The following is a 25,925-nucleotide window of genomic DNA, read 5'->3' as shown; positions in this document are numbered from 1 at the left end:
AGGGGGCCACAAAAGGGTGCCGGATGACACAAGACGTCCATCCGGCACAACTACTCGGTCCGGGAAGTGGAGAAGAAGAGTGATACGGATCCCAACGCCGTGACACTCAGGAGTAGCTTAGGCCAACGGATGTACTCGTGTCCGGCGAATGAGAACGTAGGGTCTGCCCCATGGCTAAGAAGCGCTCGGGCGGCGGTCTGAGCAGAACACAGCAGGCCGCCAGGTTCCTCGGTGTCAGCGTGCTCGCGGGAGCTGTGCTGGCGGGCATTGCGCTGCCCGCCGCCGGAGCGCTCGGCCTCGCGGCCAAGGGCTCCGTCGAGGGCTTCGACGAGATCCCGGCCAATCTCAAGCGGCCGCCCCTGAGCCAGAAGACCACCATCCTGGACGCCGATGGCGGGCGGATCGCCTCCGTCTACTCCCGTGACCGCACGGTCGTCGATCTCGAGGACATCTCCCCGTACATGCGGAAGGCGATCGTCGCCATCGAGGACGAGCGCTTCTACGAGCACGGGGCGATCGACCTCAAGGGCATCCTGCGCGCGCTCAACAAGAACGCCCAGAACGGCGGCGTCTCCCAGGGCGCGTCCACCCTCACCCAGCAGTATGTGAAGAACGTCTTCGTCGAGGAGGCCGGGGACGACGCGGACAAGGTCGCGGAGGCCACACAGCCGACCATCGGCCGCAAGGTCAAGGAGCTGAAGTACGCGATCCAGGTGGAGGAGGAGCTCGGGAAGCGGAAGATCCTCGAGAACTACCTCAACATCACCTTCTTCGGACAGCAGGCCTACGGCGTCGAGGCCGCGGCCCAGCGCTACTTCAGCACGTCCGCCAAGGACCTGAAGCTGGAGGAGGCCGCCCTGCTGGCCGGCCTCGTCCAGTCGCCGAGCCGCTACGACCCGGTCAACGACGAGAAGGAGGCGACCAAGCGCCGCAACACCGTGCTGCAGCGGATGGCCGACCTGGGCGACATCCCGCAGTCCCGCGCCGACGCGGCGAAGCGGAAACCGATCCGCCTGGACGTCAGCAAGCCCAGGAACGGCTGTATCACCGCCACCAGCGACGCCGGTTTCTTCTGCGACTACGTCCGCGAGGTCTTCCACCAGGACAGGGCCTTCGGCAAGACGAGGAAGGAGCGGGCCAAGCGCTGGAACCAGGGCGGTATGACGATCCGTACGACGCTCGACCCGCAGGCGCAGGACGCGGTGCGGACATCGATCAACAATCACGTCAGGCAGACCGACAAGGTCGCCACCGCCGTAACCCTCATCGAGCCGGGCACCGGCCGGATCATGGGGATGGGCCAGAGCCGGCCGTACGGCTTCGGTGACCACGAGACAGAGATCAACCTGTCGGTCGACAAGAGGATGGGCGGCTCGAACTACGGCTTCCAGGTGGGCTCGACCTTCAAGCCGTTCACGGCCGCGGCGGCCCTGGAGCAGGGTGTACCGACGTCCAAGACCTACCCGGCGCCGTACAAGATCAAGTACCCGAGCCCCGTCCAGACCTGCAAAGGCCCCTGGGTCAACAACGAAGGCGCCACGGTCAGCAACGAGCTGCGCTCCGAGGTCGGTCCGTACGCGCTGAAGGAGGCGACCGCGAAGTCGGTCAACACCTACTTCGTGCAGATGATCAGCGACATCGGGGTCTGCCCGGTGACCGATATGGCGGCGAGCCTGGGGGTCCGGATGGGCAACGGCGAGAAGCTGCCCCAGGTTCCCTCGGTCACCCTGGGCAGCGCCACAATCTCCCCGCTGGCGATGGCGAACGCGTACGCGACCTTCGCCAACCGCGGTACCCACTGCACCCCGGTGGCCATCGACTCCGCCACGAACGCCGACGGCAAGAAGCTCTCGGTCCCCAGAACCAGCTGCCGGAAGGTGATGTCGGAGAAGACCGCCGACACCATGAACACCCTGCTGCGCGGTGTGGTCGAGGACGGTACCGGAAAGCAGGCGGGCCTCTCGGGCCGGGACAGCGCGGGCAAGACCGGTACGACCGACAACCGGGTGGCCGCCTGGTTCGTCGGCTACACACCGAACTTGGCCGGCGCGGTGTGGGTCGGCAGCCCCACCACCAAGGTGCCGATGGAGAACATCAGCATCGGCGGGCAGTACTACCCGAAGGTCTTCGGTGGCGGGGTACCCGGGCCCATCTGGCGCGATGCGATGGGCGGTGCGCTGCAGGGCAAGCCCGCGCCGGGTCTGCCGACGGTGCCGATCGAGGATCCGCACGAGGACAAGCCCGACAGGGGCGACCACGGGGGCGGCAACGACAACGGCGACGACGACGAGAACCCGTGGCCGGACATCTCCTTCCCGCCGAACCTCATCGGCGGTGGCGACGGAGGCCCCTTCGACATCGGCGGACAGGGCCGCGGCCGCAAGCAGTGATCCGCGGGTCCGGCCACCGCGCCCACGGCCGACACGTTCAGCCACCGCCCACCGTCGGCAGGTACAGCCGCGAACGACCAGCGCATACGGCCCGCCCGAACGGCCACGGCGTGCGGCCCTGGCTACAGGACCGTACGGCCCGGGGTACACCCCGCGCGTACGGCCCGGGGTACACCCCGCGCGTACGGCCCGGGGTACACCCCGCGCGTACGGCCCGGGGTACAGGCCGTGCGTACGGCCTGAGCGCCTCCGGGCCCACGGCTCGGCGTATGGCAGAAAGGGGCGGCCCGGACCAGCAGGTCCGAGCCGCCTCGTTCTCATCAGCGGGGCTCATACACACCGCGTGAGCTGCGTCTAACCCGCCAGAAGGCGCTTGACCTCGGCGGCGACCCGGCCGCCCTCGGCCCGCCCGGCGACCTTCGGATTCACGATCTTCATGACCGCGCCCATCGCCCGCGGCCCCTCGGCGCCACCCGCCGCGGCCTCCTTCACGGCCTGCGCCACGATCGCGCCGAGCTCCTCGTCCGACAGCTGCTTCGGCAGATACTCGGCGAGCACCTCACCCTCGGCCCGCTCCCGCTCAGCCTGGTCCGCCCGGCCGCCCTGTGCGAACGCCTCCGCCGCCTCCCGGCGCTTCTTGGCCTCGCGGGCGATCACCTTCTGCACCTCGTCGTCGGAGAGCTCGCGCGCGGCCTTGCCGGCGACCTCCTCGTTGGTGATCGCGGAGAGGGTGAGCCGGAGCGTGGAGGAACGCAGCTCGTTGCGCGCCTTGATCGCGGCGGTGAGGTCGTCCTGCAGTTTGGACTTGAGCGTTGTCATAGCCTCTTCATATTCTTCTGAAATGGATTCCGTCAAGGAGATTACGCAGGTCGGAGGGGATGTGGCCCGCGCGCGAAAGCTCGCGCGCATGGCCGAGCCGAAGCGTGTACGACGGACCGGTGCCGACTGGTCCGGCCAGCCCGCAGCGATCTACTGCCGCATCTCCCACGTCAACGACGACGACCAGACCGGCGTCGACCGCCAGGAGCGGATCTGCCGGGAACTGGCGGAACGGCTCGGTCTCTCGATCGCGCAGACCATGGTCTTCGTCGACAACAACCGCTCCGCCTGGCAGCGGAACCGGAAGCGGCCGGGTTGGGACGCTCTCCTCGAAACCGCCCGTGAGGGCCGGGTCCGGCACATCCTCACCTACCACCCGGACCGCCTGATGAGGCAGCCGCGCGACCTCGAAGAGCTCCTGCAGATCTCGGACGACCACGACATCACCCTTCACGGCGAGGCCAATCACCGGAACCTGGCGGACCCCGACGACCGGTTCTTCCTGCGCATCGAGGTGGCCCACGCTTGCAGGTCCAGTGACGACACCTCCCGACGCCTCAAGGATGCACTGATCGACCGCGCCCAGGACGGCAAGCCCCACACCGGCAAGCGCCGCTACGGGTACGACAAGAGCGGAACGGCCATCATCCCCGAGGAGGCCGAGATCGTGCGCGAGATATTCACGCGCTACCTCGAAGGGGAGACGTGCACGGCGATAGCCCGCGATCTCAACCGCCGTAAGGAGCCGACCGCCCTCGGCAGGGAGTGGAACAGCTCCAACGTCCTGGCCGTCCTGGACAGCCACCATGTCGCGGCTGTGCGCCGGTTCCGGGGCGAGGAGATCGGTCAGGGCGACTGGCCCGCGATCATCAGCCGGGGCATGTGGGACGAGGTCCGGGAGCGCCGCACCTTCCGGGCCGCCGCGTCGAAGGGACGGTACGCCCCCAAGCAGCCCTACCTGTTGCGCGGTGTCGTGGTCTGCAAGGCCTGCGGTAACCGGATGGCGGGAAGCGGCGGCAAGTACATGTGCAACCGGGCGGCTCGCAGCGACTCCCGTACCTGCTACCGCACAGCCAGCGCCGCACCTTTGGAGAAGTTCGTCACTGATGCGGCGATCAAGCTGCTGGAGAAGCTGGATGTGACGGGTCAGGAAGCCGCGACGTCGCTGTCCGAGGAGGACCAGGCCGAGATCGACGCCGACCGCGAGGAACTGGCGGAGCTCCGGGACATGTGGGAAAAGCGTGAGCTCAAGACGCAGGAGTACCGAGCCATGCGCAGGACGGTCGAGGATCGCATTGCGAAGGTCGAGCTCAAGCTTGTCGTTCGCCCCGCCGTCGAGGTGCTCCGCGGAGTGGTCGGGCCGAACGCGCGCAAGAACTGGACGAGGCTGGAGGAAGCCGAAGAGCACGAGCGGCTGAACGCTGTGCTGCGCTTCCTGTTCGCCGCCGTGATCATCGACAAGCCGAAGGTGAGGAGCAAGCACTTCGACTTCGGGCGCGTGGACATCGAGCCCAACCGCTTGTAGGCGGAACGCCGGAGAAGAGGCTCCACAGCTGTGGGGCCCCTTCAATGCTCACTGGATGAATCGCTCACAAGGCGGACGGAGCAGGTGAGCCAGCCGCCGGGCACCCTGAGGGCTGCTCCTGGTCGGAAAGCGGGAGCAGACGCGCTCCAGGTGCCGTGCACGCTCGGCCTCCCTGTCGCGCTTCACTGTCACGGTTCCTCCTTCCCGCGACCGCCGGTCAGCTCCTGGCGGGCGATCTCGCGGTTCCTCGCCTGGTCTTCCGCGATTCCGGCAGCGATGAGGGCTGCGCCCGGGGTGTGGCCGGAGCCGACGTAGCGCCAGGTCGCGTCGGTGGTCGTGTCCGGACCGTCGGAGTCATCGCCCTTTGCGTGCTGGGAGCGCTCTGCCCGCAGAGCTGTGTAGGTCGTGGAGTAGGCGCGGGATTTGGTGAGGATGTGGCCCCGGTAACCGAGGGTGTGAGCCCAGGCGCGCAGGCGGAGCGGTTCCAGTTCGGGCAGGCCACCGAGCCGCCAACAGGTGCGCATCAGGGTGCGTACGTGCGCTGATACCGGTGCGCGAGCGATGTCTTCCCAGGCGGTGACGGGGTGGTCCAAGCCGGCGAAGGTGTCGGCTGCTCCTTTGGTGACGTACTTGGCGACGTATGCGGCCACGGCCTCGTCGGCCAAGGCGTCGTGATCTCCGAAGCTGCGCAGCGGACGGGCGTCAAGTTGCGTACCCCAGCTCAATGCGCGGTCTCCGATGGCCGCGCTGTAGGGCGTGTTCAGGCACACGGCTGTCGCCGCGGTGCGGACCACTCCGGCGAGCATGGCCGTACCGGCCCAGGCGGGGGGCGGATCATCGGCGCCGCGGGCACCGTCCAGACGGACTACGGCATGAACGTGGACGGCCGCCCGTCGCTGGTACTCGGCGACCTTTGCGTAGGAGAGGCGCACCATGCGGCGCAGGCCCGTTCTGGTACGTCCGGTACGCGCGGCCAGATGGTTGTAGAGGTTGTCCGTGAAGGCTTTCCACAGCCGTCCCGCGTGGGCGTGCCAGAGCACGTGTCCTACGTAGTCGTAGCAGTCGGAGCACAGGGGCTGACCAACGAGCGGATCAGTGGGGGCGTGGACGGCCGGGCAGCGGAGCGAACGCCCGTGCTCGCATGTGATCGCCACAGAGCGAGGACGACAGCGCTCCATGCCGTCCGCACGGTGAACCGGACCGAAGGAGGGTGCGGTGAGCGTGAGGAAGAGCTTGGGTCGCTCGCGCACCGCGTCGGGGACGTTCTTGCCGCCGACGAGCCCGGCGCGCACGAGGTGGAAGGTGTCGCCCGCGTGCAGGCGTGAGCAGGGCGGGCAGACGGTGGCTCGGCGGTTGCGGCACCGGACCATCAGTCGCTCCCCCGGTTCGGCCGCGGTGTCGTAGTGGTGCAGCACTTCGCCCGTCACCGTGTCCCGCACGGTGGTGGATCCGGAGAGGTGGATCGGGTGGGCACAGCCGCCGGTCGTGGTGACCTGTTCCAGCCAGCGGCCGAAGCGGGGATCACCAGCGAGGCGGATCAGGTCTTGGTCGACTTCGGAGAGCCGGCGCAGGCGCGCCGCGCGGTCCAGCACGGCGCGCCTGTCATCCGACGTGGAGTCGGGGGTGATGGTGGCGACCTCCCGGGGTGGGCCGCCGCAGCGGCGAGGATGGATGAGGCTGGGTGAGGTGCGTCCATGTCGATGAGCTCCTTCTCGGTCAGGTCTTGCGGGTCTTGCGGGCGTTCAGCGGACGGTTCCGGTCCCCCGGCAGCAGCGGCAGCGCCGCTTGTGTCCGGCTCGAGTGATGCGGTGGCGTTCGCCCTTGCAGACGGGGCAGCGCACGCGGCGCATGGGCATCGTTGGGCCTCCGTGGCTAGGTGTGGGTGAAGCCGGACAGAAGCCAGTTCACGACGCCCATGACGGCCCAGCCGATCGGCGTCAACGCTGTGTAGAAGCCGAACAAGCCGATCAGTACGGCTTCCCACGACTTCACATCGCGCGATCGGACCAGAAGTACGGTGATGACCCCGAAGACGAACACCAGCGGCATGGCGGCCGACGCGCTCAAGGCCACTCACCTCCTCCCGCGGCCTCCAGGGCCTTGGTCACGCCCGGCAGGTGAGGCGTGAGCTTCTGGTGCTTGCCGGAGATCTCTTGGGCTTCTTCGGTGGTGGTCAGATGAGACCGGGCGCGGTCCCACCCCTCGACGGAGCCGGTGCACACCGCAACACCCGCCTCCGCCGGGGTGATCGACTGGGCCACCGCTACGGCGTCCTTGTTGAGGTCGCCGAGGGCCATTTCCGCCGTGCCCGGGTCGTTCACGCGATGGCAGATCCGACCGGCGAGTTGGGCCCGCAGAGCGGTGACGCCGGGGCCGAGGTCGGAGCCGACGCGCTGACCTGCGATCACCAGGTGCACCCCGAGGGCGGCACCGAGCTGCGCCAGACGCAGCAGATAGGAAGAGCACTGCTCTGCCTCCGCCTTGCCGTCCCGCGTCCCATCGGTGAGGTACAGCTCCGCGAGTTCGTCGACGAGGACGACGACCGGTACCGGCCGGTCGTTCTCCGGCAGCTCCCAGATCGAGCGAGCACCGGCCAGTCGGCAGGTGCGCATCCGTTCCTGCGTCTCGACGACCAACGCACCGAGCACCGCCACTGCTTCCCGACGACACGTGGTCAGCGCCGAGAGGCGTGCTTCGAACAGCCCGAGCTCCATGCCGCCTTTGCAGTCGACCCCCACCAGCGCCACAGGCTGGGGAGCGAGCTGCGCCACGAGACGGGCCAGCAGGGTGGACTTGCCGGAACGGGTCGCGCCCACGATCAGCCAGTGCGGCACCTGCCGCAGATCCATCACCCAGGCCCCGCCCGATTCCAACGCACCTACCAGGGCGGAGAGAAGCGCGGCAGGAGCCGAGGTGCGGCCCGGGCGCTGCAACGGGTCCACGGCGGTAGCCACCAGCAGCACCGTGCCCCGCTCCGGGGAGGTCACTCGCACAGCATGCGCACGCCAGGCATGCGCGAGGGCATCGGCTGCTTTGATGAACGGCGCCGGAGTCTGCCCCGGGTACAGCCTGGCCACCACTGACAAGCCGTTGGGAGTTGCGCGCGGGAAGGAGAGGCGCGGCGCGAGGAGTCGGAGCGGTTCCCCCTTCACGGCCAGGTTGCCCATCAGAGTCCGGTTCGGCCGGTGCGCGACAGCAAGGTCGTTGAGTCGCGCGATCTTCCGCCAGGTGACCAGAACCCGCAGAGCAGTGCTGGGGTAGCCGGTGAGGTACCAGAACCACGCCGGGTACCGCTCCCGCAGCGCAGACCCGGCAACCAGGAGCCAGGCCAGCCCGGCGAGTACGAACGCGAGGACGATCGGTCCCATCAGGCACCACCCACTTTGCCGCCGCCGGTAGCCGGAGCGCTGGCCGGGGCCGCCGCAACGGGGGTGACGGCAGCGGCGCGGAAGCTGATCCCGTGTCTGTCGCCCATGGCCCAGGAGAAGGCTTCCAGGCCGGTCACCTTCACGGGCATGCCCTCTTCGATGCCTTTCGGCTCGCCGGTCACCGATATCTCGATGACGGAGACCCGGCGCCCGTCCTGTCGTACGGTCACGGCCACGGTGTAGATCGTGTTGCCGTCCCGGTCCTTCTTGACCTCCTTGCTCTCAAAGTCCGCGATCTTCGGTTCCGGCTTGACCACGCACATCAGCGCGCCCAGCCGGGATGTGTCCACAGGTATGGACTGCATGTGTTGTCGGCCTCCTTGACCGCTCGGACGCCTGGAGCTGCTACCTGACGTCACTCGTCCTTACGAGTGGTGACTTGCATCCTGGTGGACCTCGGCGCAAGCGCTTATGCTGACGAGTGACGTTGGGAAGAGTGACGAGAACGAACAAGTGAGATTCCGGCATGGGAGAGATCCAGCGCCCCGGGGCGCTCTACCAGCAGGTCGCCGCCGCCATCCGCGAAGCGATCACGTCCGGCGAATTCCCGCCCGGCGCTCCACTCCCTTCGGAGACCCAGCTCATCGAGCGCTACAAGGTCAGCCGACCCACAGTCCGCAACGCCGTCGCCGCCCTCCGCTCGGAAGGTCTGATCGAAGTCATCCACGGAAAGGGCTCGTTCGTCCGCGCCAACGCCGCACCCGTGCTGACCATCGACCGCGCCATCGGCCACAACGGCTCAGGCCGCTTCACCACCAACACCGGTACGGTGTGGGAACAGGAGCAGGAACCGTCCGTGTACCGCACCAAGACCACAGCGGTCACCGCGCCGCTTCTTCAACTGGCCGAGGACGACGCACTGTTCGGGTGCGACCGACTGCTGTGTGACCCCGACACCGGAACCCGCCTGCTGCACCGCACGCTGATCCCGTTCGCCACGGCTGAAGGCACATCTCTCGCCGCCGCACCGGACACCGAACCCGCGGCGATCTACACCCTGCTCACCAAAGCCGGGCACGAGCTCTGGTGGTCCGAAACGGTCCGCGCACGCATGCCTCTCCCCGACGAACGCACAGCCCTGGAGCTCCCCGACGCGACCCCCGTGGTCCACACCCTGCGAGTCACCCACGGCAACGACGATGCGCCGCTCCTCCTCGAAGAGCTCCGCGCCAGCGGCGCCCGCGCCCAACTCTCGTACCGCATCACCGCCGACAGCCCCCGGAGCGCAACCTCCGCCCGAGCCTGACCGGCCAACTGTCGAAACCTGTCTTCACATACTCAAGCCCCGGCTGCGCTCCGCTCCGCCGGACGCGCTTCCCGGCTCCGCTCTGGGGCGCCGCTCCTGCCTTCGGCCCGCTCCGCCCCCGGCTGCGCCGACGCGCGCCCACATGTGGATAGGCCCGGCGGCATGAGTCGAGCACCCGACATGCACGGCCGCCGGTCACAGACGATGCCTCCGGCGGGGGATCGGCCGGCACCGGGATGGAGGGGGCGCCGTTCCCGGCCGCGGGCACATCGTGGCGAGCGTGGTGGGCTCCCATCCCGTCCACCAGCGACCCAGGCAGAGCCGAGCAGACGCGGCCCATGGCGTCCAGGTCGTTCGTACATTGGCGCGCTCCACCTGGACGCCATGAACCACGCCCGCTCCACGGTGTGTGGGTCGACGGCGGACGGGATGGGAGCAGGAGAGAATGGTAGGTAAGGCAAGAGTAATAGTGCACGACGCGATTCGCCGCTAATCTGCGTTCGATGGACGCAGGGGTGGCAGCAGTACTGGGAGCGTTGGCGGGGGCGGTAGCCACGACGGGGGCGGCACTCGCTACGGGGTGGGCCGCGCAGGAACAAGCGAAGATTACGGCGAGAGGCGAGCACCGGCGACAACGCCGTGACTCGCGGCAAGTGGTTTACGAGGAGTTCATAACCACAGCATCAGCTCAGGAGGCGCACGCTGCCCGCTTCTTCCTCGCCCCGGTACCAACAGACGAGGAGGGACTGAACCTTGCGCTCAGAGGCTCGAGAAACGCCGATATCGAGGCCCTATGGAATGAATCCCACCGGCTCTGGACGGAGCTACTGAAGCTCTCAACGCGAGTGAAGCTGGCTGGACCTGGGATGATGAGCCAAGCGGCAAGCACTGTATGCGATTGCTCTCACGACGTCATGGATTCAACCATGACCGTCGACAACGGGCTTATCGGCGGAGACCCCATCTCAGTTAGGTTCGAGAAGGGCCGCGAACGCTGGATGAAGTTGGACAATGCGATAGATGACTTCATCGAGAAGGCGCGCATTTCACTCGATGATGACGGTACTGATTAGAAGAGCGACCCAGGGTGCGACAAGGGTCGGCTGTCTCACCACCACAACCGTGCCACTCCTGTGCCAGAAAGGGCGGGGACTCACGGGGACTCGGCGGCAACAACGGTGCAGACTCGGGGCCTTGCTCCAAGCCACGTCTTCGCAGCCCACACCAGCAACCGCCCAACCTCGCTCCTAAAGCGGGTGTCGCAGGTTCGAATCTTGCCGGGGCACAGAACGAAGGCCAGCTCAACGGCGTCATCCGCCAGGGCTGGCCTTCTCGTTGGTCAGACGCATGCCACACGCGGGCACTACGTCGCTCCCTCGTCCCCCGTCCCCCTCTGCTCCTCCCGATCATTGCGCCGAGCTGATCGGCCCTGGCGCGGTCCCGGCCACCGGTCGTGTGCGGTCGATTAGAGCCCGCGAGGCGCTGCGCCTACGCCTCACCGACCCAGAGCGTCAAGTCGAGCCCGAGACGTCTACTCTCCACATCGACTGAAACGTCAGTTATCCGAATTCCTGCAACAAGCCCATCCTGAGATTTAACGCAGATCTGGTCACCCTTAGAGATTTCATCGATGTATCGCCATCGAATGTAGCGTGTATTATTCGCACATTCCGCGTACGAAAGTTCGCGGCCAGGACGGGCGTATGCAAATTCCGCACCATTCAGAGTCATGAACTTGCCGTTCACCAATTCAACATCCCTGGGGTTCCCATTTTCATGCGCTACTGGACGTAACGGACTATCGCTTAGGTTCAATGCATATTCGTCAGGTAGATCAATCGAAGAACGGTCAACCACGGAACCCGCCTGAGTCTGCGCCGCTGATTGCTCCGCCCCCCTCGACGGGCCAGCGGATTCAGTGAGTAGCGGAAGAGATGAAGCCGCTGCGGACCCCGGTGGACCACCAGTGCTATCCACATCGACGCTGGGAGCGTTCTCGCCTCCAGAGAAGGCTGCAATGATTGCAGCAGCGCCCGCAAGGAGCGTCCCAACTGCACCCATAAGAACCGAAGCCTTGGCTAAGGCAGAGCGCCCGGTTTCTACCCCCTCGGCATCACTTACACGATTTGTTGCTTGCTGTTCAGTATCCACCATTCTCCTTTCCGTCCGACAAGGGAAAGCTTGGCACGCCTAGCGCATGCGTACATAAAGATAGGAAGACTACGGAAAGTCATGAAAGGGCGACCCTCCGCAGGGGTTGATAGTTGGGGACCCCGCACTGTGTTTGGAGTCAATCCACTCCGTCGAGTGTTGACGCGCTGGGCTCCATATCAGGCGTCGCCGACAGCTCGCTTCCCAGTGCCCGACGCGCTACGACGATGAACCTCCCGCTGCTGGTGAATCGACCACGGAGCGCTTCCGCGCGGGCTGAAGGTTCGAGTTCGGCAGCACTGCTCGTAGTACTCGAGTGGGAGCTCACGATGCGCGCGTGCAACCGAAACTCATCGCCTATGCTGCGGACCACTTCGGTTCCCCGCTCTGCGACGTCTTCAGGGCCCATGAGCGAGACCCGGATGTATGCCTCATCCAGGGCACGGCGCGCACTGAATCCTGCTTCCCACCGAGGTGATTCCGTGAACGGTCGGGCAAACCACCCATCGTCCAGGACTCGGTAAGCCGCGTCGGACTGAGACAGGAACCGCTCGTACGCCTCACGACGCATCTCCCGATGGTCTATCGCCCGCCGCTCAGCCCGTTCCTCACGCGCCAGGTCATCCTGATGTCTCAGTTGTCTACTGGTTACCCAGGCCGAGACCACACCTGCCAGCCCAGCAGCAGTCAGTGTGGACACGGAGGTAATCAGGGCCACGGAGACTGTGTCATTCACAGCCGCCATTCTTCCGGTACCCGTGCCCGGTGCGTGCCCGGAGTCGGTATGCCGCAGCAGCCAAGCTAAGCGCCCACAGCCCCACCTCGCGACGAGCCACCGACCGACGCCGTTCTGGTTGGTGTCAGCCAGACCTTCCGGCAACCGATCAATGCAGACGCCGGCATCCCGTCGGATCGTCGCGCACCAACCGCACTACCTCTCGCACCATGGCCGCCGACAGCCGCAAGCGGACTACTCCATCACCATCAGAGTTGGTGTCCGCCCGAGCCGTCATCCCTGTCGTATCCACTCCCACAGCAGCCAACGCGTCCGCCAGCCCCGTGGCTGCATCCTGTGCTTCCCGCCAGCCCGCCACGTAGTCCACCCCACGCACCCACATCCAGCTGTCCGGTTCCAGGCCTTCGCCGTCGAAGTCAGGACCCATCGGATCGCCCTGCACTGAACTTCCCTTCCTCCAAGCGAGGTTGGGCACCGTGACCTGAGACTGCCAGCGACCAGGCATGACAGCGGCCCCGGTACCATCGGCACCGGGGTCCGCGAGGGCTCTCAACCGGATCACCCCGGATGCTGTCCAGGCGAGGGGTGGTCCGGTCTTTCACATGTCTTCGCTCAGCAGGCAGAGGGGTCACCGAGCATCGCCAACGGCACCATGAGCGCGGCCCAGAAGGTGATGATCAGCAGGCTGAATATGCGTTGCCTCACGTGCCTCCCCCGCCCTCCGGGGTCATGCGCCAGAATCTCGTCACGATCTCGCGGTAGCCCCGATGCGAGGGATTGCCTCCTGTGTGCGCGAACGCCCAGTCACGCGCCGCCTCGAAGTCGTCCTGCGCGCCGGACTCGGCGTTGCATGTGGTGCACTCCATCTCATGCACCATCTCTGGGGCTTCCGGTGCCGTCTCTCGCCCCATGGTCCAGTGGACGTAGCGGAAGGCAGCACGCGTCACAGAAGCCCCCGACTGTTGGCGTTGATCTCGGCTACGCGAGCGCGCAGTTGCTCGTTGGCATCGGCGCGTCGCACGTCCGCGGCGAGGGCCTCCCACTCGGTACCGCCCTGCGGGGGTCTCAGCTGTACGTAAGGGCCTTGGCGATCCATCACCCGGCCCACTCGGCCGCTCTTGGCATCCAGCGCCAGCGTGCCCACTTCCGGGGCTCCCTTGTCGCTCATGCAGCGAGGATCACGCCGGTCCCCGGGACGGGGGTACCTCGTCCAAAGCCCACTTTGGGACGTCCCGGAAGGGGTACAACGTCCCTACCAACGTCCCGACTCCCATGGAGAGACTGCGATGGGGAACGAGAGGCTACGAGCCGCTATGGCAGCCGGAGGGTGGACCCATGCCGCCCTCGCAGCGAAGGCACAGGTGGACCCCAAGTCCGTTGAGCGGTGGGTCAATCTCGGCCGAACGCCCCGCCGCGCGACAGCCTTGCTGGCGGCAGAGACGTTAGGAGAAGACGTGCACGCTCTTTGGCCAGCTCTGCGCCAGGCTCGCTCGGCACGCGCTGTGAGTCCCGAACTGGTGGCTCTGTACGAACAGCGCGCCGACGTCCCGGTGTCCGTGTTCGTCGACTTGCTGGCGCAAGCACGGGAGCGCATCGACGTGCTGGTGTACGCAGCCGTCTTCCTGCACGAGGCGTATCCCCGCCTCAATGACCTTCTTCGGGAGCGAGCCGCAAAGGGATGCGCGGTGAGGATCGCTGTGGGCGACGCCGACAGTGGGAATGTTCAGCAGCGCGGCCAGGAGGAACGGTTCGGCCACGGCATCGAGTCCCGCTGCCGTCTCGCCCTCATGCACTACCAGCCTCTGGTCGACGTACCTGGGATTGAGATCCGGACCCATGGCACGACGCTCTACAACTCCATCTACCGAGCGGATGACCAGCTGCTGGCCAATGCCCATGTATGGGGCGTGAACGCGTACGGGTCCCCGGTCTGGCATCTCCGCCGCAACAGCTCCGGTGGGATCTTCGACACCTACGCCAACAGCTTCGACCCAGTATGGGCGACAGCCACGCCGGTACGGGAAGAGTGACCTATGGCACGGACCGAGTACTACGACGACCCCGACTCCCCCGAACCAAACAGTCTCGTGGTGGCCGCTTCGGCCGTCGTCACCGACGAGGAGGGGCGCATCCTCCTCCAACGCCGCCGGGACAACGACCTCTGGGCACTACCCGGTGGCGGCATGGAGATGACCGACTCCCTGCCGGGCACCGCCGTCCGGGAGGTCAAGGAGGAGACGGGTCTGGACGTAGAGATCACCGGTCTTGTGGGCACCTACACCGACCCTCGCCACGTCATCGCTTACACCGACGGCGAGGTCCGGCGGCAGTTCAATGTCTGCTTCACCGCGCGCGTAGTCGGCGGCCAGCTCGCGATCTCTCACGAGTCCACGGAGCTGCGGTTCATCCCACCGGAGGAGCTGGACACGCTGCCCATGCACCACACGCAGCAGCTCCGTATCCGACACTTCCTGGAGCGTCGCGAGAAGCCCTATCTCGGCTGACCCTCGAATGGCCGTCCAGGCGCACACATGGCACCTGACCTGGGGAAACGTGCCCACAGCGCTCACCAAACACGATCGCGCTGTCCATGATCAACAAAAATGAGGTGTGCGAAGCAGGCTTGACAATGGTCATGCGGTCGAGTCTGCCAGGAGGCGGGATACGGCGCCCACCGCATTACCTGGCGCTGCGCCCGTGCGGCTCCTCGGCGCTGCGCGTCCCACTCCCCCACTCCCCGCACGGCCCGCCCGGACTGCCCGTTGGCGGCGCCGTCTGCGACGATGGGAGCCATGCGCGCGCGATACGCAGTACCTCTCGGAATCACGGCAGTCGGCGCGGCGGGCATCGGCTACGCCGCGGGCTTCGAGGCCCACTCGTTCCGGCTCCGCCGGGTCACCGTGCCCATGCTGCCGCGCGGAATGCGGCCGCTGCGCGTACTCCAGGTCTCCGACATCCACATGGTCCGCGGGCAGCGCAAAAAGCAGCGGTGGTTGCAGTCCCTCGCGGGGCTGCGCCCCGACGTCGTCGTCAACACCGGTGACAACCTCTCCGACAAGGAGGGCATCCCGGAGGTACTCGACGCGCTCGGCCCGCTGCTGGAGTTCCCGGGAGCGTATGTCTTCGGCTCGAACGACTACTACGCGCCCAGGCTGCGCAATCCGGGGCGCTATCTGCTGGAGAAGGCCCGCGGCCATCACGGTCTCAACGGCAAGAACGACCCCGCGATCGGCGTCGAGCGCAACCCGTGGGAGCGTCTGCGCGACGGGTTCGACGCGGCAGGATGGGTCGGCCTCTCGAACAGCCGGGGCCGGCTCAAGCTCGGCGGCCTCGACAGCATCGAGGTCGCCCTGACCGGCCTGGACGACCCCCACATCAAGCGGGACCGGTACGCGGAGGTCGCCGGCGGCCCCGCGGAGGACGCCGACCTCTCCCTCGCCCTGGTGCACGCCCCGTACCTGCGCGTCCTCGACGCCTTCACCGCGGACCGTTACCCGCTGATCCTCGCCGGGCACACCCATGGCGGCCAGCTCTGCATCCCCTTCCACGGGGCCCTGGTCACCAACTGCGACCTGGACACGAAGCGGGTCAAGGGCCTGTCGACGCACCGTGCGGAGGGCCACACCTCGTACCTCCATGTCTCGGCCGGGTGCGGCACCAACCGCTACACCCCGGTGCGCTTCGCCTGCCCCCCGGAGGCGACGCTGCTGACCCTGACGCCGCGGGACTGATCACGCCGCGGGGCCGGCCTGAACCGCCACGGCCGCCCCGATGACTGTGACGGTGGTCACGCCCGACGCGCGCCGAGGTCTCCCCGGCCGCATCCAGAGCTCGTACGCACCTGCCCCGGGCCTCACCGGAACAGCCGTGCCGGCCTTCCTCAACACCGCCGACCCCCGGTCTGCCCGCTAGGCGACCGCCTCCTCACCGCACCTCAGAGCCGGCCCCGCACCTGTTGCGGCCCCTTAACCGGATTTCGTCTGCGGCGACGGGTCCGCTAAAGTAGAGCTCGTTGCTTCGGGGTGTAGCGCAGCTTGGCAGCGCGCTTCGTTCGGGACGAAGAGGTCGTGGGTTCAAATCCCGCCACCCCGACACAGGTCAGAGGCCCTATCCGGGGATCCGGGTAGGGCCTCTGAGTGTTTGTACAGCAGCGGAATACAGCAACCGCTACGACTCCTGTTGATCGTCGGCGTCTGGCTGCTGCTTCGGCTTGTCCTTGCCTTTCTTCCCTTGCTTGCCACCGAGCGCCTTGCCGAGCTTGCGGAGCGCCCGCCGAGTATCCGCAGACGGCACGTGGGTGTAGACCTCCATCGTGACCGCGATTTCCGAGTGCCGAAGGATCTGCATCGCGATCCGAGGGTGCACATCGAGTGCGGCCAGCAGCGACGCACAGGTGTGGCGAGTGTCGTGCACACGGATGAGGCGGGCACCGGCGCGATCACAGCGGCGGTTGAACTCCCGGGTGAAGTTCCGTGGCTCGATCGGGGTGCCGTACCGCGTCGTGAAAACGAGGTCCGAGTCTGTCCACAGGTCCCCTGCCAGGGTCCTCGCTGCTGCCTGCGCCTTCTGTCGGAGCCGCAGCGCGGTCAGGCAGATATCCGGCAGCGGCAGCACGGCCTCGGACGCCTCGGTTTTGGCCGTGTCCGTGTGAAGCAGGCGCCGGCGGACCCGCTGCAGCTGGTGCTGAATGCGCAGCTCACCCGCGTCGGGGTTCACATCTGACCAGGTGAGGCCGATAACCTCACCCTTACGGAGCCCAAGGACGAGGACCAGGACGTACGCGGCGTACAGGTTGTCACGCCAGGTCTGAGCGTTCTCCAAGAAGGCACAGGCTTCCTCGACCGACCACGGGTTCGGCTTCTTGCGGCGAGCCCGCTGGACCTTGACGAGCTGGGCCACGTTCTTGGAGATCCGCTCTTCCACCATGGCGTTGGTCAGCCCGCTTCGGAGGATGGTGCGGGCGTCGTTGACAGAGCGCTTGGAGAGGGTCTGTCGACAGCACTTCCCCTTGGCGCAGCAGCGCTGCTTGTCATCCGGGCGCTTGGCGTCCTTGCCCTGTGCACAGCACTGACAGGTATCCGCGAGCTTGTTCAGCCAGCCTCGCATGTCCTGGACGGTCAGCCTGTCGAGACGCTTAGGACCGAGGAAGGGCACGATGTACAGGCGGACGGCAGTCTCATATGTGGCGGCGGTCAACGGCCGGAGATTGGGTTCCACCACCTCGTTGATCCAGTACGTGAGGTACTGCGCCAGGGTGGGAGCGCTGGTCGCAACCGGCCCTATCTTGGCTTCTGTGTGCAGCTTGATCCACTTGTCGTGCACTTCCGCACGGGTCTTGCCATAGACGTACTTGCGAGCGCGCTTGCCATCCGGCTTGGTCACCCAGGCGTAGGCGGCGAAGCCGTTCTTGTATGGGTAGATCGAACCCTCACCGTTGCCGCGCTTGCCGCTCACGCTGACCACTCTTCTTCGACCTCACGGGCGCGGCGCTCCACGTACTCATCCACCCAGCGCGGCAGGATGCGGCGGTCACGCCCCTCCTTCACTGAGCGGATCTCTCCGGTGAGAATCAGCATTTTGGTTTTGGAGAGGCCGAAGCCGAGCATCTCGGCGACCTCTGCCGTGGTGTGCCACTTCCGTTGGATCACTGCTGTCGTCATGCGGCGGCTCCTTCCAGCGCGCGTTGGTCTTGCATGGCTTCGCGGGCGGTTTCTCGGTTGATGCGGATGTCTTCGGCGATGGATGCGGCGAGGGCGGATTCGCCGGGGGTGTGCCCGTGGCCGGCGTAGCGCCAGTCGGCGAGGACAAGGGTCGTTTCCGGCTCAGGCAGGCCGAGTGCCTGGCGTTGCTCGGAGGCGCGGTAGTCGGCACGGACCTGACGCCGTTCGGCGAAGGTCGAGGAGTAGCGGCGGGACTTGGTGAGGAAGTGGCCGCGGAAGCCGAGCATGTGCGCCCAGGCCCACAGCTTGCGGTCCGGGTACAACGGATCGAGGTCCCAGCAGGCGCGGATGAGGCGGCGTGCGTGGTCGGGAACGCGGTGCTGGTCGAGTTCGGCGAGTTCGCCGACGCGGCGGTCGAGCGTTCCGGTGGTCTCGGCTGCTTTGGTGGCGTACTTGGCGACGTAGGCGGCGACCTTCTGTTCGGTGATGTCATCCGAGTCGAATGCGGTGATGGGCCGGACGTCGAGTTTCTTGCCCCAGCACAGCGTGCGCGCGGGATGCCCGTCGACTGCTGGCACGGTCACCGTGGTGTACGGATGCTTCCGGGCCTCGCGGATCGCGTCGGTGAGCAGTTCGAGGGTGGCCCACGCCGGGGGCGTGCTGTCGGGTCCTTCCGGTCCGTCGATGCGGATGACCGCATGGAAGTGGATCGCACCGCGCTTTTGGAACTCCGCGACCTTGTTGAACGACAGCCGGGCCGACTCTTTAAACGCCTTCTGCGTGAGTCCGGCCGCAGCGGCGAGTTCACGGCGGAGCCGGTTGACGAACCGGTGCCACAACTCCCCCGCGTGGTTGTTGAACAGCGCCGCACCGGCGTAGTCATAGGTCGCGGGGTCGAGTGCCGTGCCGAGCGCGGGATCGTCCTCGGTGTGGCGGGTGCCGCAGCGGCAGCGGCCAGTGTCGGGGATGTTGTGCACCCGTCCGAACGACGGGGCGGTCAGCGTCGTGAAGACGCGAGGACGCTCGCGGACCGTGGTAGGGATGTTCATGGCGTCGTCGCCGGACAGGCCCGCGCGCACCAGGCGGTAAGCGTCACCTGCGTAGAGGTAGGCGCAGGGCTGGCAGCGGGAGGCGCGGCGGTTGCCGCAGGCGATCCGGAGCCGGCCGCCGGGCTCGTCCTGGGTGGAGTAGGTGTGCAGGACCTGCCCGGTGTTCTTGTCTCGGGTCAGGGACCAGCCGGTGAGGTGGATGGGTTGGGCGCATCCTCCCGTCTTTTTGATCTGGTCTTGCCAGCGGTCGAAGTCGGGGGCCGAGGCCACCCTGAGCAGGTCGCCCAGGGTGGTCGGATCGAGCGTGTCAGCCACGGGCCGCCTCCAGCGCGTCGGCGAGCAGCGGTGCGGCGAGCAGGCCGGGCGGAGGGGGCCACAGACCGCGGGCGCCGGGGCAGGACAGCGGGGCGGCGAGCGGCGTCACGTCGGTGAGTCGCCAGTGGTAGCGGCCACGGACGGACCAGAGCGTGCACCAGCCGTCATCGGTGTGGCAGTCCTCCAGACGGGCCACCGCGACGATCGCGCCCCGCGGGAAGGGACGGCGCAGGAACGGCCGGGCCATCGGCGCGTCATGGGCGTTCGGGTCGGTCGTGTGTCCGGCATGGATGAGGACCAGGCCGCGGTGTTCGGTCGGCCAGGTGCGGTTCTCGATCCGCTTGGTTCCGTAGGCGATCGCGCTCGCCCAGGGCTGCCACAGCGTCAGCGCCAGGACCTCGGGCGCGGGGGCCAGTTCGGGGGTGTGGGGCATCAGAGCACCTCCAGCAAGGCGGAGGCGATCCACTGGGCGACGTTGGCGGGCACAGCGTTACCGGCCTGCTTGGTCTGCTCTCCCCCATGGCCCAGGACGGTGTAGTCGTCGGTGAAGCGCTGGGCGCGCAGGTGCTCGCGGGCGGACAGCATGCGGAAGTAGCAGTCCTCCACGTCGATCTGCTGCGGGGTGGGGTCGGCGCCGAGGACTAAGCCGGCTGACTCGCGGGTGGCGATGGTGTGCAGCGGCGTCCCGGTCGTGGTCGGCCCGCCCCTGCGGTACGGAATGACGAGACCGTGGTGATTGCCTCCGGCGGTGATCGCGGCCAGCGGGTCACCGACTCCCCGGGTGGTGGAGCCGCCGCCGCGGTGCTCGGTGATGAACGGAGCGGGCAGCAGCAGTGCTTCACTCTCGCGGGTGGTGCGGGTGCGCATGGGCACGGTGACGGCTGCGGCGTCCGTGTTCCAGCTGCCGCCGACGGGGACGAGCAGGGGCGGGATGGCGATGCCGTCGCCGATCCGTACCGTGCGGGTGGGCAGCGGAGCAGACAGAGCAGGGAACGCGCGGCCGTCGCCCTGGTCGCTGTGGTTGACGGTGACCACGGACGGCACCCGGTGCTTTTCCAGCCCGAGGCGGATCTTGCGGAGGGTGGAGGCGGCCAGGGGTTTCATGCCCTTGGTGGGCCGGTCGCCGATCCGGATACCGGGGTCCGACCAGTTGATCGCGCTGGCGGCGGGCCGTACGTACGGCTCGGTGATCCGGTGGCGGCAGACGGTGTTGGGGCAGCGGAAGTCGTACTGCTGCCGGTACTTGCCGATCTTCCGGCCGTTGCGCCAGGACTGGACGGCCTGCACGTCCTGCTCGCAGGCCGGGCACCAGGCGGGCGGGCGGACATCGAGGTTGGGTGCCCGCAGCTCGCGGCGGGTGAAGATGATGAAGATGCGGTCCCGCCACTGCGGGGCGTGCGGGTTGTCGTCGGCGCCGATGTGGGCGGCGGTGACGGAGACGATCTGGTGGCGGAAGCCGAGGATTTCCCAGGCGTGCAGCCACCAGGAGAACAGCGGCCAGGCGGTCGCGAACCGGGGGACGTTCTCGCACACGACAGCGTCGAAGTTGTGGACCTCGGCAGCGCGCAGGATGTCGTAGGCCGTGGCCCGGGTCCGCTCCCAGGCGGCGTCCTGGATCGGTCCTTCTTCCAACAGATCCAGCTGGCCGGGGGTGGGCGGAGGCTTGGGGCGGCTGATGCCGTCGGCGGGGCTGCCCTCGGTGCAGATCGGAGAGCCGACCAGGACACGGGCCTTGGGAAGACGCCGCATGTCGTAGTGGTCCAGATCCACGCAGAGGTGTTCGGCCTCGGGGAAGTTAGCCGCGTGCGTCTCGACCGCGCGTGCCCAGTGATTGGCACCCAGCACCACATCGAACCCGGCACGGCGGAACCCGTCGGAGTCCCCACCGGCACCGCAGAACAGGTGGATCGAGGTGGCGCGGGAAGTGGCGGAACGGCGCATCATCGGCCTGCCTCCCGCCCAAAGGAGGTCACACCGAGCCGGCCGACAGCCGGGCGGCGCGTGGTGACGAGCCAGACAGGTGCGGTGCCGGTGCCGTGGCAGGCCGGGCAGTGCGCGGTGATGGTGCGCAGGTGTCCGGCACGGTCGCGGCCGCCGAGGGTAACGGCGACAGACGGGAAGCCATCGCAGTTCGGGCAGATCCGATCGGCGGTGTGTGTGGGTTGGGTCATGATGGAGTTCCCTCCGGTTGTGAGATCGGTTGGGTCACGGCTCCCGGAGCGGGCGAAACTTGGTGGTTGAAGCCGCTCCGGGGGCCGGTCACTTGCTGGGCTTTTTGGGGACCTTGACGGCGAGGGTGATCAGTCCACCTCCGCCGATCAGCGTGGGAACGGCCGTCTTGATCGCTGCCGCTGTGGTGGCGGCGACTTGGACCAGGGACAGCACGGCGACGGTGGTGAGGTAGACCAGGCCGGAGACGCCGGCGGCGGCCACGAGGATCAAGACCACTGGACCCGTCCATGAGCGGGGCGTGGTGTGGACGATGACCACGGACCGGGGGTCGGTGCCCGGGGGGATCAGGTCGGCCGGCACGTGTCCGGCGCGGAGCTGTGCGTCGGGGCGTGTCACGGTGGTTCTCCCTTCCGGGTCAGGTCACTTGGTGGTGCCGTTGACGACGTCGACACCGGTCTTGGTGCCGGACTCGATCGCGGGGGCGAGGAAGGTGTCGGCGAGGAGGAAGCCGCCGAGGAGCAGCACGACGATCAGCCAGGTGGGCGGGCGCATGAGCTTGATCCCGAAGTAGCCGACGAGGGCGACTACGAGGACCAGGGGCAGTTCTACGTTCACGGCTGGTCAGTCCTTTCCGGTGAGTTGGTGGGCGATGGCGTCGGCGAGCTGCGGGGCGACGCCGAGGCGGGCGCGCAGCGTGTCGTGGTCGATCGGGCTGCCGGTGGCGGTGTGGTGTGCTTCGGCGATCTTGCGGGCGTGCGCCAAGAGGGCAGCGGGCACCGGGATAGCGGGCGGCAGGGCCGGAACCGGATCGGGCTCGGGAGCCGGGACCGGGGCGGGTTCGTCGCGGATGACGGCGACGTCCGGGGCCGGTTGGGTGTCGGGAGCCGTCTCGGATTGCGGGTGCTCGGGGGTGTGGACGAGGAGGGTGCCGCCGAGGAAGGCGAGGGCGGGCCAGCCGGCCACCAGGATGCGCAGCCAGTCGGGCACGGCGTTCAGGTCGAGCAGGCCCGCGGTCGCGACGTTGGCGCCGAGGGATGCGGCCAGGGCGACGGTGAACCAGGTCCACGCGGCACGAGTCGGTCCGCCGTCGGTGCGCAGGATGCGCAGTCTTCGCCAGGCCGCGACCAGCAGCAGGTCGACGCTGATGGGGTAGGCCCAGGCTTTCCAGCCGTCTTGCCCCGCGGCGGCGGCGATGTCGTGCAGGTGGGCGAAGGACAGCGCCCCTGCGATCACGGCTTGCACCAGTACGGCGTCGGGGCGGATCGAGCGGGTCACGGGTCTTCACCTCCTTCACAAGGGAGTTGGGGCCGGGGCCGGGCGGGGCTCACAGGTCCTGCCGCCCGGTCCCGGCGGGGATTAGTTGGGGGCGTGGCCGGTGCCGAAGCAGGTCAGGCACAGGGCGGCCTGCCGGTCAGCGGTCTCGCGGGACTTGCGGGAGCCGACGCGTACGGTCTCGGTGGTCTCGCCCTTGCCGTCGCAGTCGGGGCACTTGGCTACAGCCGGTTTGCGGGTGGTGTTCTTCTTGGCAGTCACGGCGGTCACTGGTCCTGAGCGGAGCCGGACGGGTCCTCGGGCTCTTCGTCGTGGTAGTCGTCCATGACGTCCGGCGAGTTGTTCCACGCGGAGAGCAGCGCGGATTCCAGCGGGTCGAGCCGCTTGGGTGCGGGTTCCGGCAACGGGATGATGCTCACGAGTTCTCTCCCTTCGGTTTCGGGCATGGCGGGGGTAGGGACCTGGCGCGAGACGGTCACGCCGACCGTGTGGAGCGAGGAACTACGGGCCGCTGGGAGCCGCGATCGGTACGGCCGCCGGTGCGACGGTCGAGGTCTGCGGGCGGAACGGGTCCAGGGCGGGGATGTGCGGGGTGAGGTGCGCGAACTCGCGGCACACCGCGGCGACTTCACCGAGCGTCGTCTTGGGGGTGCGGATGCGGGACCAGCCGCCCGAGGAGTCGCCGGCGATGGCGGTTCCCGCCCGGTCGGGGGCGATGTTCGTTGCGGCGAAGACGGCGAGTTCGTTGATGTCGCCCAGGCCCATTTCTGCGGTCTGCTGGTCGTTGCAGCGGTGCACCACGCGGCCGGTGAGCTGGGCACGCAGGGCGGTTGCGCCCTTGCCGAGTTCGGAGCCGAAGCGCTGCCCGCACACCTCGAGGTAGATGCCGACCGCGCGGGCCAGCTGCGCGAGGCGTACGAGCTGGGTGACCATGCGGTCCCGGCGGGCCGTGTCTGCCTTGGAGGTGATCAGGAACAGTTCGGCGATCTCATCGATCAGCACCACGATCGGCACCGGGCGCAGCTTCCGCGGCAGGCCCCAGATGTCGGAGGTAATGTCTTCCAGCGCCGTGCCCGGGGCGATGCCCTGGTGCAGGCACAGCAGGTCGAAGCGCTCTTCCATCTCCACGACCAGGGCATCCAGCAACCCATCGGCCTCATCCGGAGTGATAGCGAGCGCCGACAGCCGGGGGGCGAAGGGCGACTGTTCCACGCCGCGTTTGCAGTCGATGCCGACCAGGGCGACATCAAGCGGCGCGAGACCTTTGATCAGGCAGCGCTGGAACATCGACTTGCCGGACTTGTTCGCACCGAGCGTGAGGGCGTGCGGGATGTCCTGGTAGTTGCGGACGTAGGGCAGGCCGTCTTCCCGCAGGGCGACCGTCGCGGACAGCGGTCCGGTAGGCAGCCGGCGCGGCATCCGCACGCGGTTGAGGATGTCGAAGCCGGTCAGGCGCAGGTCGACCACGCCGGGTTTGATCTCGGAGACGTGGACCGAGTAGATGCCCCAGGCGTGGCGCAGCCGTTCGGCCGACTTGACCACGTCTTCTGGTGCCAGCCCCGCAGCAAGCCGCAGACGAAGACGGAGACCGGTGCTAGTGGGACGGATCCCGCGAATCCTCGGGATTCCGGGACGGGCCACCTGCTCGCCGGCCGACAGCTTGTGGGCGAAGACCTTCCACCAGGGCGGGGCAACGGTCAGTTCGCAGGCTTCCATCGTCGCCCGGTAGGAGGACAGGACCCGGTAGAGGGCGGCCGGGAGACCGACCAGCGTCCAGTACATAGCGGGTGCCTTGACGCGGGCCACCAGGAGCAGGGCGGTGACTATCACCACCAGGACTAAGAGCGTTGCCCCGGACATGGCGGGTCAGCCCTGGCCGTTGGCGGCGGCCGGGACCTGCGCGGCCATCACAGCGGTGGCGCGGTAGCTGATGCCGTGCCCGAAGTCGTTCTCCCACGGGCGGGCCACCAGACCGGGCAGAGCCACCGGCACACCGGGGAACAGGTCCGGCTGAATGCCGTCCTCGGCAACCACGACCGTCACCGCGTCCGGCCGACCGTCCACGATCACGGCCACATTCACGTTGTACAGAACCTTGCCCGACTGCTTGTCCTTCGCGACCTCACCGGTCTCCCGGTTCTTGACCTTCGGCTCGGGAGCCTGGATGAGCATCACCGTCATCACGGCGGTGTCCACGGGGATCTGACGCATGTCTGTCTTACTCCTTGCTCGGAGGGTTGATCCAACTGGCAAGTGGCGCACGCCAGTTGAACTGGCTTGCGCCAGTAGAACTGGCTCAAGCCAGTGACGTCAAGCCCTTGCGTGGAACTGGCTCAAGCCAGGACGTAAACTGGCGCCAGCCACTAGGAGAGGTAGTGATGACCGACCAGGCCGAAGATCGAAGGCCGCTGAGTCGACGGATTGCGGATCAACTCCGCAAAGAGATCGAAAGCGGGCAGCATGCGCCTGGAGCGAAGCTCCCGTCCCAGCGCAGGCTTGCGGAGCGGTTCGGGGCCGTCCGCAACACAGTCGACGAAGCCCTGAAGATCCTTGCCCAAGAAGGGCTGGTAGTCGCTGAGCATGGTCGAGGCGTGTTCGTTCGCGTGAAGCAGCCCCTCATTCGCCTGGGCAGCGATAGATACTCACCGAAGTACCGCGAATCGGGACTGTCGCCGTTCCTTGTGGAGTGCGCGAAGCAGGGCAAGGTCGGAAGGTTCGAAGTCCTTGGCATCGAGCGCATCAAGCCGGACAAGGCCCTAGCGGACCGGCTCAAGGTCTCCGACAAGACCAAGTCCGTAGTGCGTCGAGAGAATGTGTTCTACGCGGATGCAGACCCCGTCTATCGCGTGACGACGTGGATCCCATGGCGCATCGCCCAGGGAACGGGCCTCCTTCAAGCGGAGGTCCCTCACCAGTACGGAATCCACGGAGTCTTCGAGGACAAGGGCCACGTGATGGCCCGTATCAGCGATGAGATCACGGCACGCATGCCCACACCGGACGAAGTCGGATACCTGAATGTGTCTCCCGGCGTGCCCGTCATCGAGGTGATGCACACGAGCATCGACCAGGACGGCGAACCCTACGAGGTGACTAAGTTCGTAATGCGCGCCGACATGAACGGACTCAGTTACAACATCCCGGTCGAATGAGAAGAGGAGT

Annotated in this window: 30 protein-coding genes and 1 tRNA gene; 10 read left to right on the top strand and 21 right to left on the bottom strand. The window is 67.4% G+C overall.

The window, feature by feature from the left end:
- Positions 1–170: 170 nt before the first annotated feature.
- Positions 171–2,390, top strand: a complete 2,220-nt coding sequence (locus ACTWQE_RS06120) for a transglycosylase domain-containing protein (protein WP_443327769.1) — start codon at positions 171–173, stop codon at positions 2,388–2,390.
- A gap of 354 nt (positions 2,391–2,744) precedes the next feature.
- Here the strand turns inward: ACTWQE_RS06120 and ACTWQE_RS06115 are convergent, their stop codons facing one another.
- Positions 2,745–3,209: a GatB/YqeY domain-containing protein gene (locus ACTWQE_RS06115; RefSeq protein ID WP_443327768.1), complete on the bottom strand. Its 465-nt coding sequence runs from the start codon at positions 3,207–3,209 to the stop codon at positions 2,745–2,747.
- An 88-nt stretch (positions 3,210–3,297) separates the two neighbouring features.
- Here ACTWQE_RS06115 and ACTWQE_RS06110 point away from each other — a divergent pair, with 88 nt between their 5' ends.
- Positions 3,298–4,734 (top strand): recombinase family protein, encoded by a 1,437-nt coding sequence (locus tag ACTWQE_RS06110; RefSeq protein ID WP_443327767.1) that lies wholly within the window; start codon positions 3,298–3,300, stop codon positions 4,732–4,734.
- A gap of 188 nt (positions 4,735–4,922) precedes the next feature.
- Here the strand turns inward: ACTWQE_RS06110 and ACTWQE_RS06105 are convergent, their stop codons facing one another.
- The 4 genes from ACTWQE_RS06105 to ACTWQE_RS06090 form a co-directional block, all read right to left on the bottom strand.
- Entirely contained in the window at positions 4,923–6,326 is a 1,404-nt protein-coding gene (locus tag ACTWQE_RS06105; protein WP_443327766.1) for a replication initiator, read from the bottom strand.
- Positions 6,327–6,606: 280 nt separating this feature from the next.
- Positions 6,607–6,807 (bottom strand): hypothetical protein, encoded by a 201-nt coding sequence (locus ACTWQE_RS06100; protein WP_443327765.1) that lies wholly within the window; start codon positions 6,805–6,807, stop codon positions 6,607–6,609.
- The gene (locus ACTWQE_RS06095; RefSeq protein WP_443327764.1) at positions 6,798–8,102 is read right to left on the bottom strand and encodes an FtsK/SpoIIIE domain-containing protein; all 1,305 of its coding nucleotides are present in this window, start codon (positions 8,100–8,102) and stop codon (positions 6,798–6,800) included. The genes ACTWQE_RS06100 and ACTWQE_RS06095 overlap by 10 nt, the downstream gene beginning before the upstream one ends.
- Positions 8,102–8,467, bottom strand: coding sequence for an SCO3933 family regulatory protein (locus ACTWQE_RS06090; RefSeq protein WP_443327763.1), 366 nt, complete (start codon positions 8,465–8,467; stop codon positions 8,102–8,104). The genes ACTWQE_RS06095 and ACTWQE_RS06090 overlap by 1 nt, the downstream gene beginning before the upstream one ends.
- Positions 8,468–8,628: 161 nt before the next feature.
- On the opposite strand from ACTWQE_RS06090, the gene ACTWQE_RS06085 reads away from it, so the two are divergent.
- Positions 8,629–9,408 (top strand): GntR family transcriptional regulator, encoded by a 780-nt coding sequence (locus tag ACTWQE_RS06085; protein WP_443327762.1) that lies wholly within the window; start codon positions 8,629–8,631, stop codon positions 9,406–9,408.
- Positions 9,409–9,911: 503 nt separating this feature from the next.
- A complete protein-coding gene (locus ACTWQE_RS06080; protein WP_443327761.1) occupies positions 9,912–10,481 on the top strand; it encodes a hypothetical protein in 570 nt (189 codons plus the stop codon).
- Positions 10,482–10,896: 415 nt separating this feature from the next.
- Here ACTWQE_RS06080 and ACTWQE_RS06075 read toward each other — a convergent pair whose 3' ends face one another.
- The 3 genes from ACTWQE_RS06075 to ACTWQE_RS06065 all read right to left on the bottom strand — a co-directional run bounded on the left by ACTWQE_RS06075 (position 10,897) and on the right by ACTWQE_RS06065 (position 13,463).
- Complete coding sequence (locus tag ACTWQE_RS06075) at positions 10,897–11,559, bottom strand: hypothetical protein (protein ID WP_443327760.1); 663 nt, start codon at positions 11,557–11,559, stop codon at positions 10,897–10,899.
- 1,437 nt (positions 11,560–12,996) lie between these two features.
- Positions 12,997–13,242, bottom strand: a complete 246-nt coding sequence (locus ACTWQE_RS06070; RefSeq protein WP_443327759.1) for a DUF7848 domain-containing protein — start codon at positions 13,240–13,242, stop codon at positions 12,997–12,999.
- Positions 13,239–13,463 (bottom strand): hypothetical protein, encoded by a 225-nt coding sequence (locus tag ACTWQE_RS06065; RefSeq protein WP_443327758.1) that lies wholly within the window; start codon positions 13,461–13,463, stop codon positions 13,239–13,241. The genes ACTWQE_RS06070 and ACTWQE_RS06065 overlap by 4 nt, the downstream gene beginning before the upstream one ends.
- Before the next feature lie 118 nt (positions 13,464–13,581).
- On the opposite strand from ACTWQE_RS06065, the gene ACTWQE_RS06060 reads away from it, so the two are divergent.
- The 5 genes from ACTWQE_RS06060 (at position 13,582) to ACTWQE_RS06040 (ending at position 16,387) form a co-directional block, all read left to right on the top strand.
- Positions 13,582–14,325 (top strand): helix-turn-helix domain-containing protein, encoded by a 744-nt coding sequence (locus ACTWQE_RS06060; RefSeq protein WP_443327757.1) that lies wholly within the window; start codon positions 13,582–13,584, stop codon positions 14,323–14,325.
- A 3-nt stretch (positions 14,326–14,328) separates the two neighbouring features.
- A complete protein-coding gene (locus ACTWQE_RS06055) occupies positions 14,329–14,799 on the top strand; it encodes an NUDIX domain-containing protein (RefSeq protein WP_443327756.1) in 471 nt (156 codons plus the stop codon).
- Positions 14,800–15,087: 288 nt separating this feature from the next.
- Positions 15,088–16,026 (top strand): metallophosphoesterase, encoded by a 939-nt coding sequence (locus tag ACTWQE_RS06050; protein WP_443327755.1) that lies wholly within the window; start codon positions 15,088–15,090, stop codon positions 16,024–16,026.
- 40 nt (positions 16,027–16,066) lie between these two features.
- On the top strand, positions 16,067–16,207 hold the full coding sequence (locus ACTWQE_RS06045) for a hypothetical protein (protein WP_443327754.1): 141 nt from the start codon (positions 16,067–16,069) through the stop codon (positions 16,205–16,207).
- A 106-nt stretch (positions 16,208–16,313) separates the two neighbouring features.
- Positions 16,314–16,387: transfer RNA gene (locus ACTWQE_RS06040), tRNA-Pro, on the top strand.
- 75 nt (positions 16,388–16,462) lie between these two features.
- On the opposite strand, the gene ACTWQE_RS06035 is transcribed toward ACTWQE_RS06040, so the two are convergent.
- The 13 genes from ACTWQE_RS06035 to ACTWQE_RS05975 all read right to left on the bottom strand — a co-directional run bounded on the left by ACTWQE_RS06035 (position 16,463) and on the right by ACTWQE_RS05975 (position 24,974).
- Positions 16,463–17,758 carry a site-specific integrase gene (locus ACTWQE_RS06035; RefSeq protein WP_443327753.1) on the bottom strand — a complete coding sequence of 432 codons (1,296 nt, stop codon included), beginning with the start codon at positions 17,756–17,758 and terminating at the stop codon, positions 16,463–16,465.
- Positions 17,746–17,955 carry an excisionase family DNA-binding protein gene (locus ACTWQE_RS06030; protein WP_443327752.1) on the bottom strand — a complete coding sequence of 70 codons (210 nt, stop codon included), beginning with the start codon at positions 17,953–17,955 and terminating at the stop codon, positions 17,746–17,748. The genes ACTWQE_RS06035 and ACTWQE_RS06030 overlap by 13 nt, the downstream gene beginning before the upstream one ends.
- A complete protein-coding gene (gene repSA, locus ACTWQE_RS06025; protein ID WP_443327751.1) occupies positions 17,952–19,319 on the bottom strand; it encodes a replication initiator protein RepSA in 1,368 nt (455 codons plus the stop codon). Before repSA ends, ACTWQE_RS06030 begins: the two co-directional genes overlap by 4 nt.
- Positions 19,312–19,752 carry an ASCH domain-containing protein gene (locus tag ACTWQE_RS06020; RefSeq protein ID WP_443327750.1) on the bottom strand — a complete coding sequence of 147 codons (441 nt, stop codon included), beginning with the start codon at positions 19,750–19,752 and terminating at the stop codon, positions 19,312–19,314. The genes repSA and ACTWQE_RS06020 overlap by 8 nt, the downstream gene beginning before the upstream one ends.
- Positions 19,752–21,263, bottom strand: coding sequence for a DNA cytosine methyltransferase (locus tag ACTWQE_RS06015; RefSeq protein WP_443327749.1), 1,512 nt, complete (start codon positions 21,261–21,263; stop codon positions 19,752–19,754). Before ACTWQE_RS06015 ends, ACTWQE_RS06020 begins: the two co-directional genes overlap by 1 nt.
- Positions 21,260–21,490: a hypothetical protein gene (locus ACTWQE_RS06010; protein WP_443327748.1), complete on the bottom strand. Its 231-nt coding sequence runs from the start codon at positions 21,488–21,490 to the stop codon at positions 21,260–21,262. The genes ACTWQE_RS06015 and ACTWQE_RS06010 overlap by 4 nt, the downstream gene beginning before the upstream one ends.
- A gap of 88 nt (positions 21,491–21,578) precedes the next feature.
- Positions 21,579–21,887 carry a hypothetical protein gene (locus ACTWQE_RS06005; RefSeq protein WP_443327747.1) on the bottom strand — a complete coding sequence of 103 codons (309 nt, stop codon included), beginning with the start codon at positions 21,885–21,887 and terminating at the stop codon, positions 21,579–21,581.
- A gap of 24 nt (positions 21,888–21,911) precedes the next feature.
- Complete coding sequence (locus ACTWQE_RS06000) at positions 21,912–22,106, bottom strand: hypothetical protein (RefSeq protein ID WP_307661086.1); 195 nt, start codon at positions 22,104–22,106, stop codon at positions 21,912–21,914.
- 6 nt (positions 22,107–22,112) lie between these two features.
- A complete protein-coding gene (locus ACTWQE_RS05995) occupies positions 22,113–22,766 on the bottom strand; it encodes a DUF2637 domain-containing protein (protein WP_443327746.1) in 654 nt (217 codons plus the stop codon).
- Between the two features lie 81 nt (positions 22,767–22,847).
- Positions 22,848–23,024, bottom strand: coding sequence for a hypothetical protein (locus tag ACTWQE_RS05990; RefSeq protein WP_443327745.1), 177 nt, complete (start codon positions 23,022–23,024; stop codon positions 22,848–22,850).
- Positions 23,025–23,029: 5 nt separating this feature from the next.
- Positions 23,030–23,182 (bottom strand): hypothetical protein, encoded by a 153-nt coding sequence (locus ACTWQE_RS05985; protein WP_443327744.1) that lies wholly within the window; start codon positions 23,180–23,182, stop codon positions 23,030–23,032.
- An 82-nt stretch (positions 23,183–23,264) separates the two neighbouring features.
- Positions 23,265–24,623 (bottom strand): FtsK/SpoIIIE domain-containing protein, encoded by a 1,359-nt coding sequence (locus ACTWQE_RS05980; RefSeq protein WP_443327743.1) that lies wholly within the window; start codon positions 24,621–24,623, stop codon positions 23,265–23,267.
- A gap of 6 nt (positions 24,624–24,629) precedes the next feature.
- Complete coding sequence (locus tag ACTWQE_RS05975) at positions 24,630–24,974, bottom strand: SCO3933 family regulatory protein (protein ID WP_398992725.1); 345 nt, start codon at positions 24,972–24,974, stop codon at positions 24,630–24,632.
- A gap of 167 nt (positions 24,975–25,141) precedes the next feature.
- Here ACTWQE_RS05975 and ACTWQE_RS05970 point away from each other — a divergent pair, with 167 nt between their 5' ends.
- Positions 25,142–25,915 carry a GntR family transcriptional regulator gene (locus ACTWQE_RS05970; RefSeq protein WP_443327742.1) on the top strand — a complete coding sequence of 258 codons (774 nt, stop codon included), beginning with the start codon at positions 25,142–25,144 and terminating at the stop codon, positions 25,913–25,915.
- Positions 25,916–25,925: the final 10 nt, after the last annotated feature.

This window comes from Streptomyces sp. 8N706 (assembly GCF_052245415.1).
Taxonomy (GTDB): Bacteria; Actinomycetota; Actinomycetes; order Streptomycetales; family Streptomycetaceae; genus Streptomyces.
This window is presented reverse-complemented; position numbering and strand designations above follow the sequence as displayed.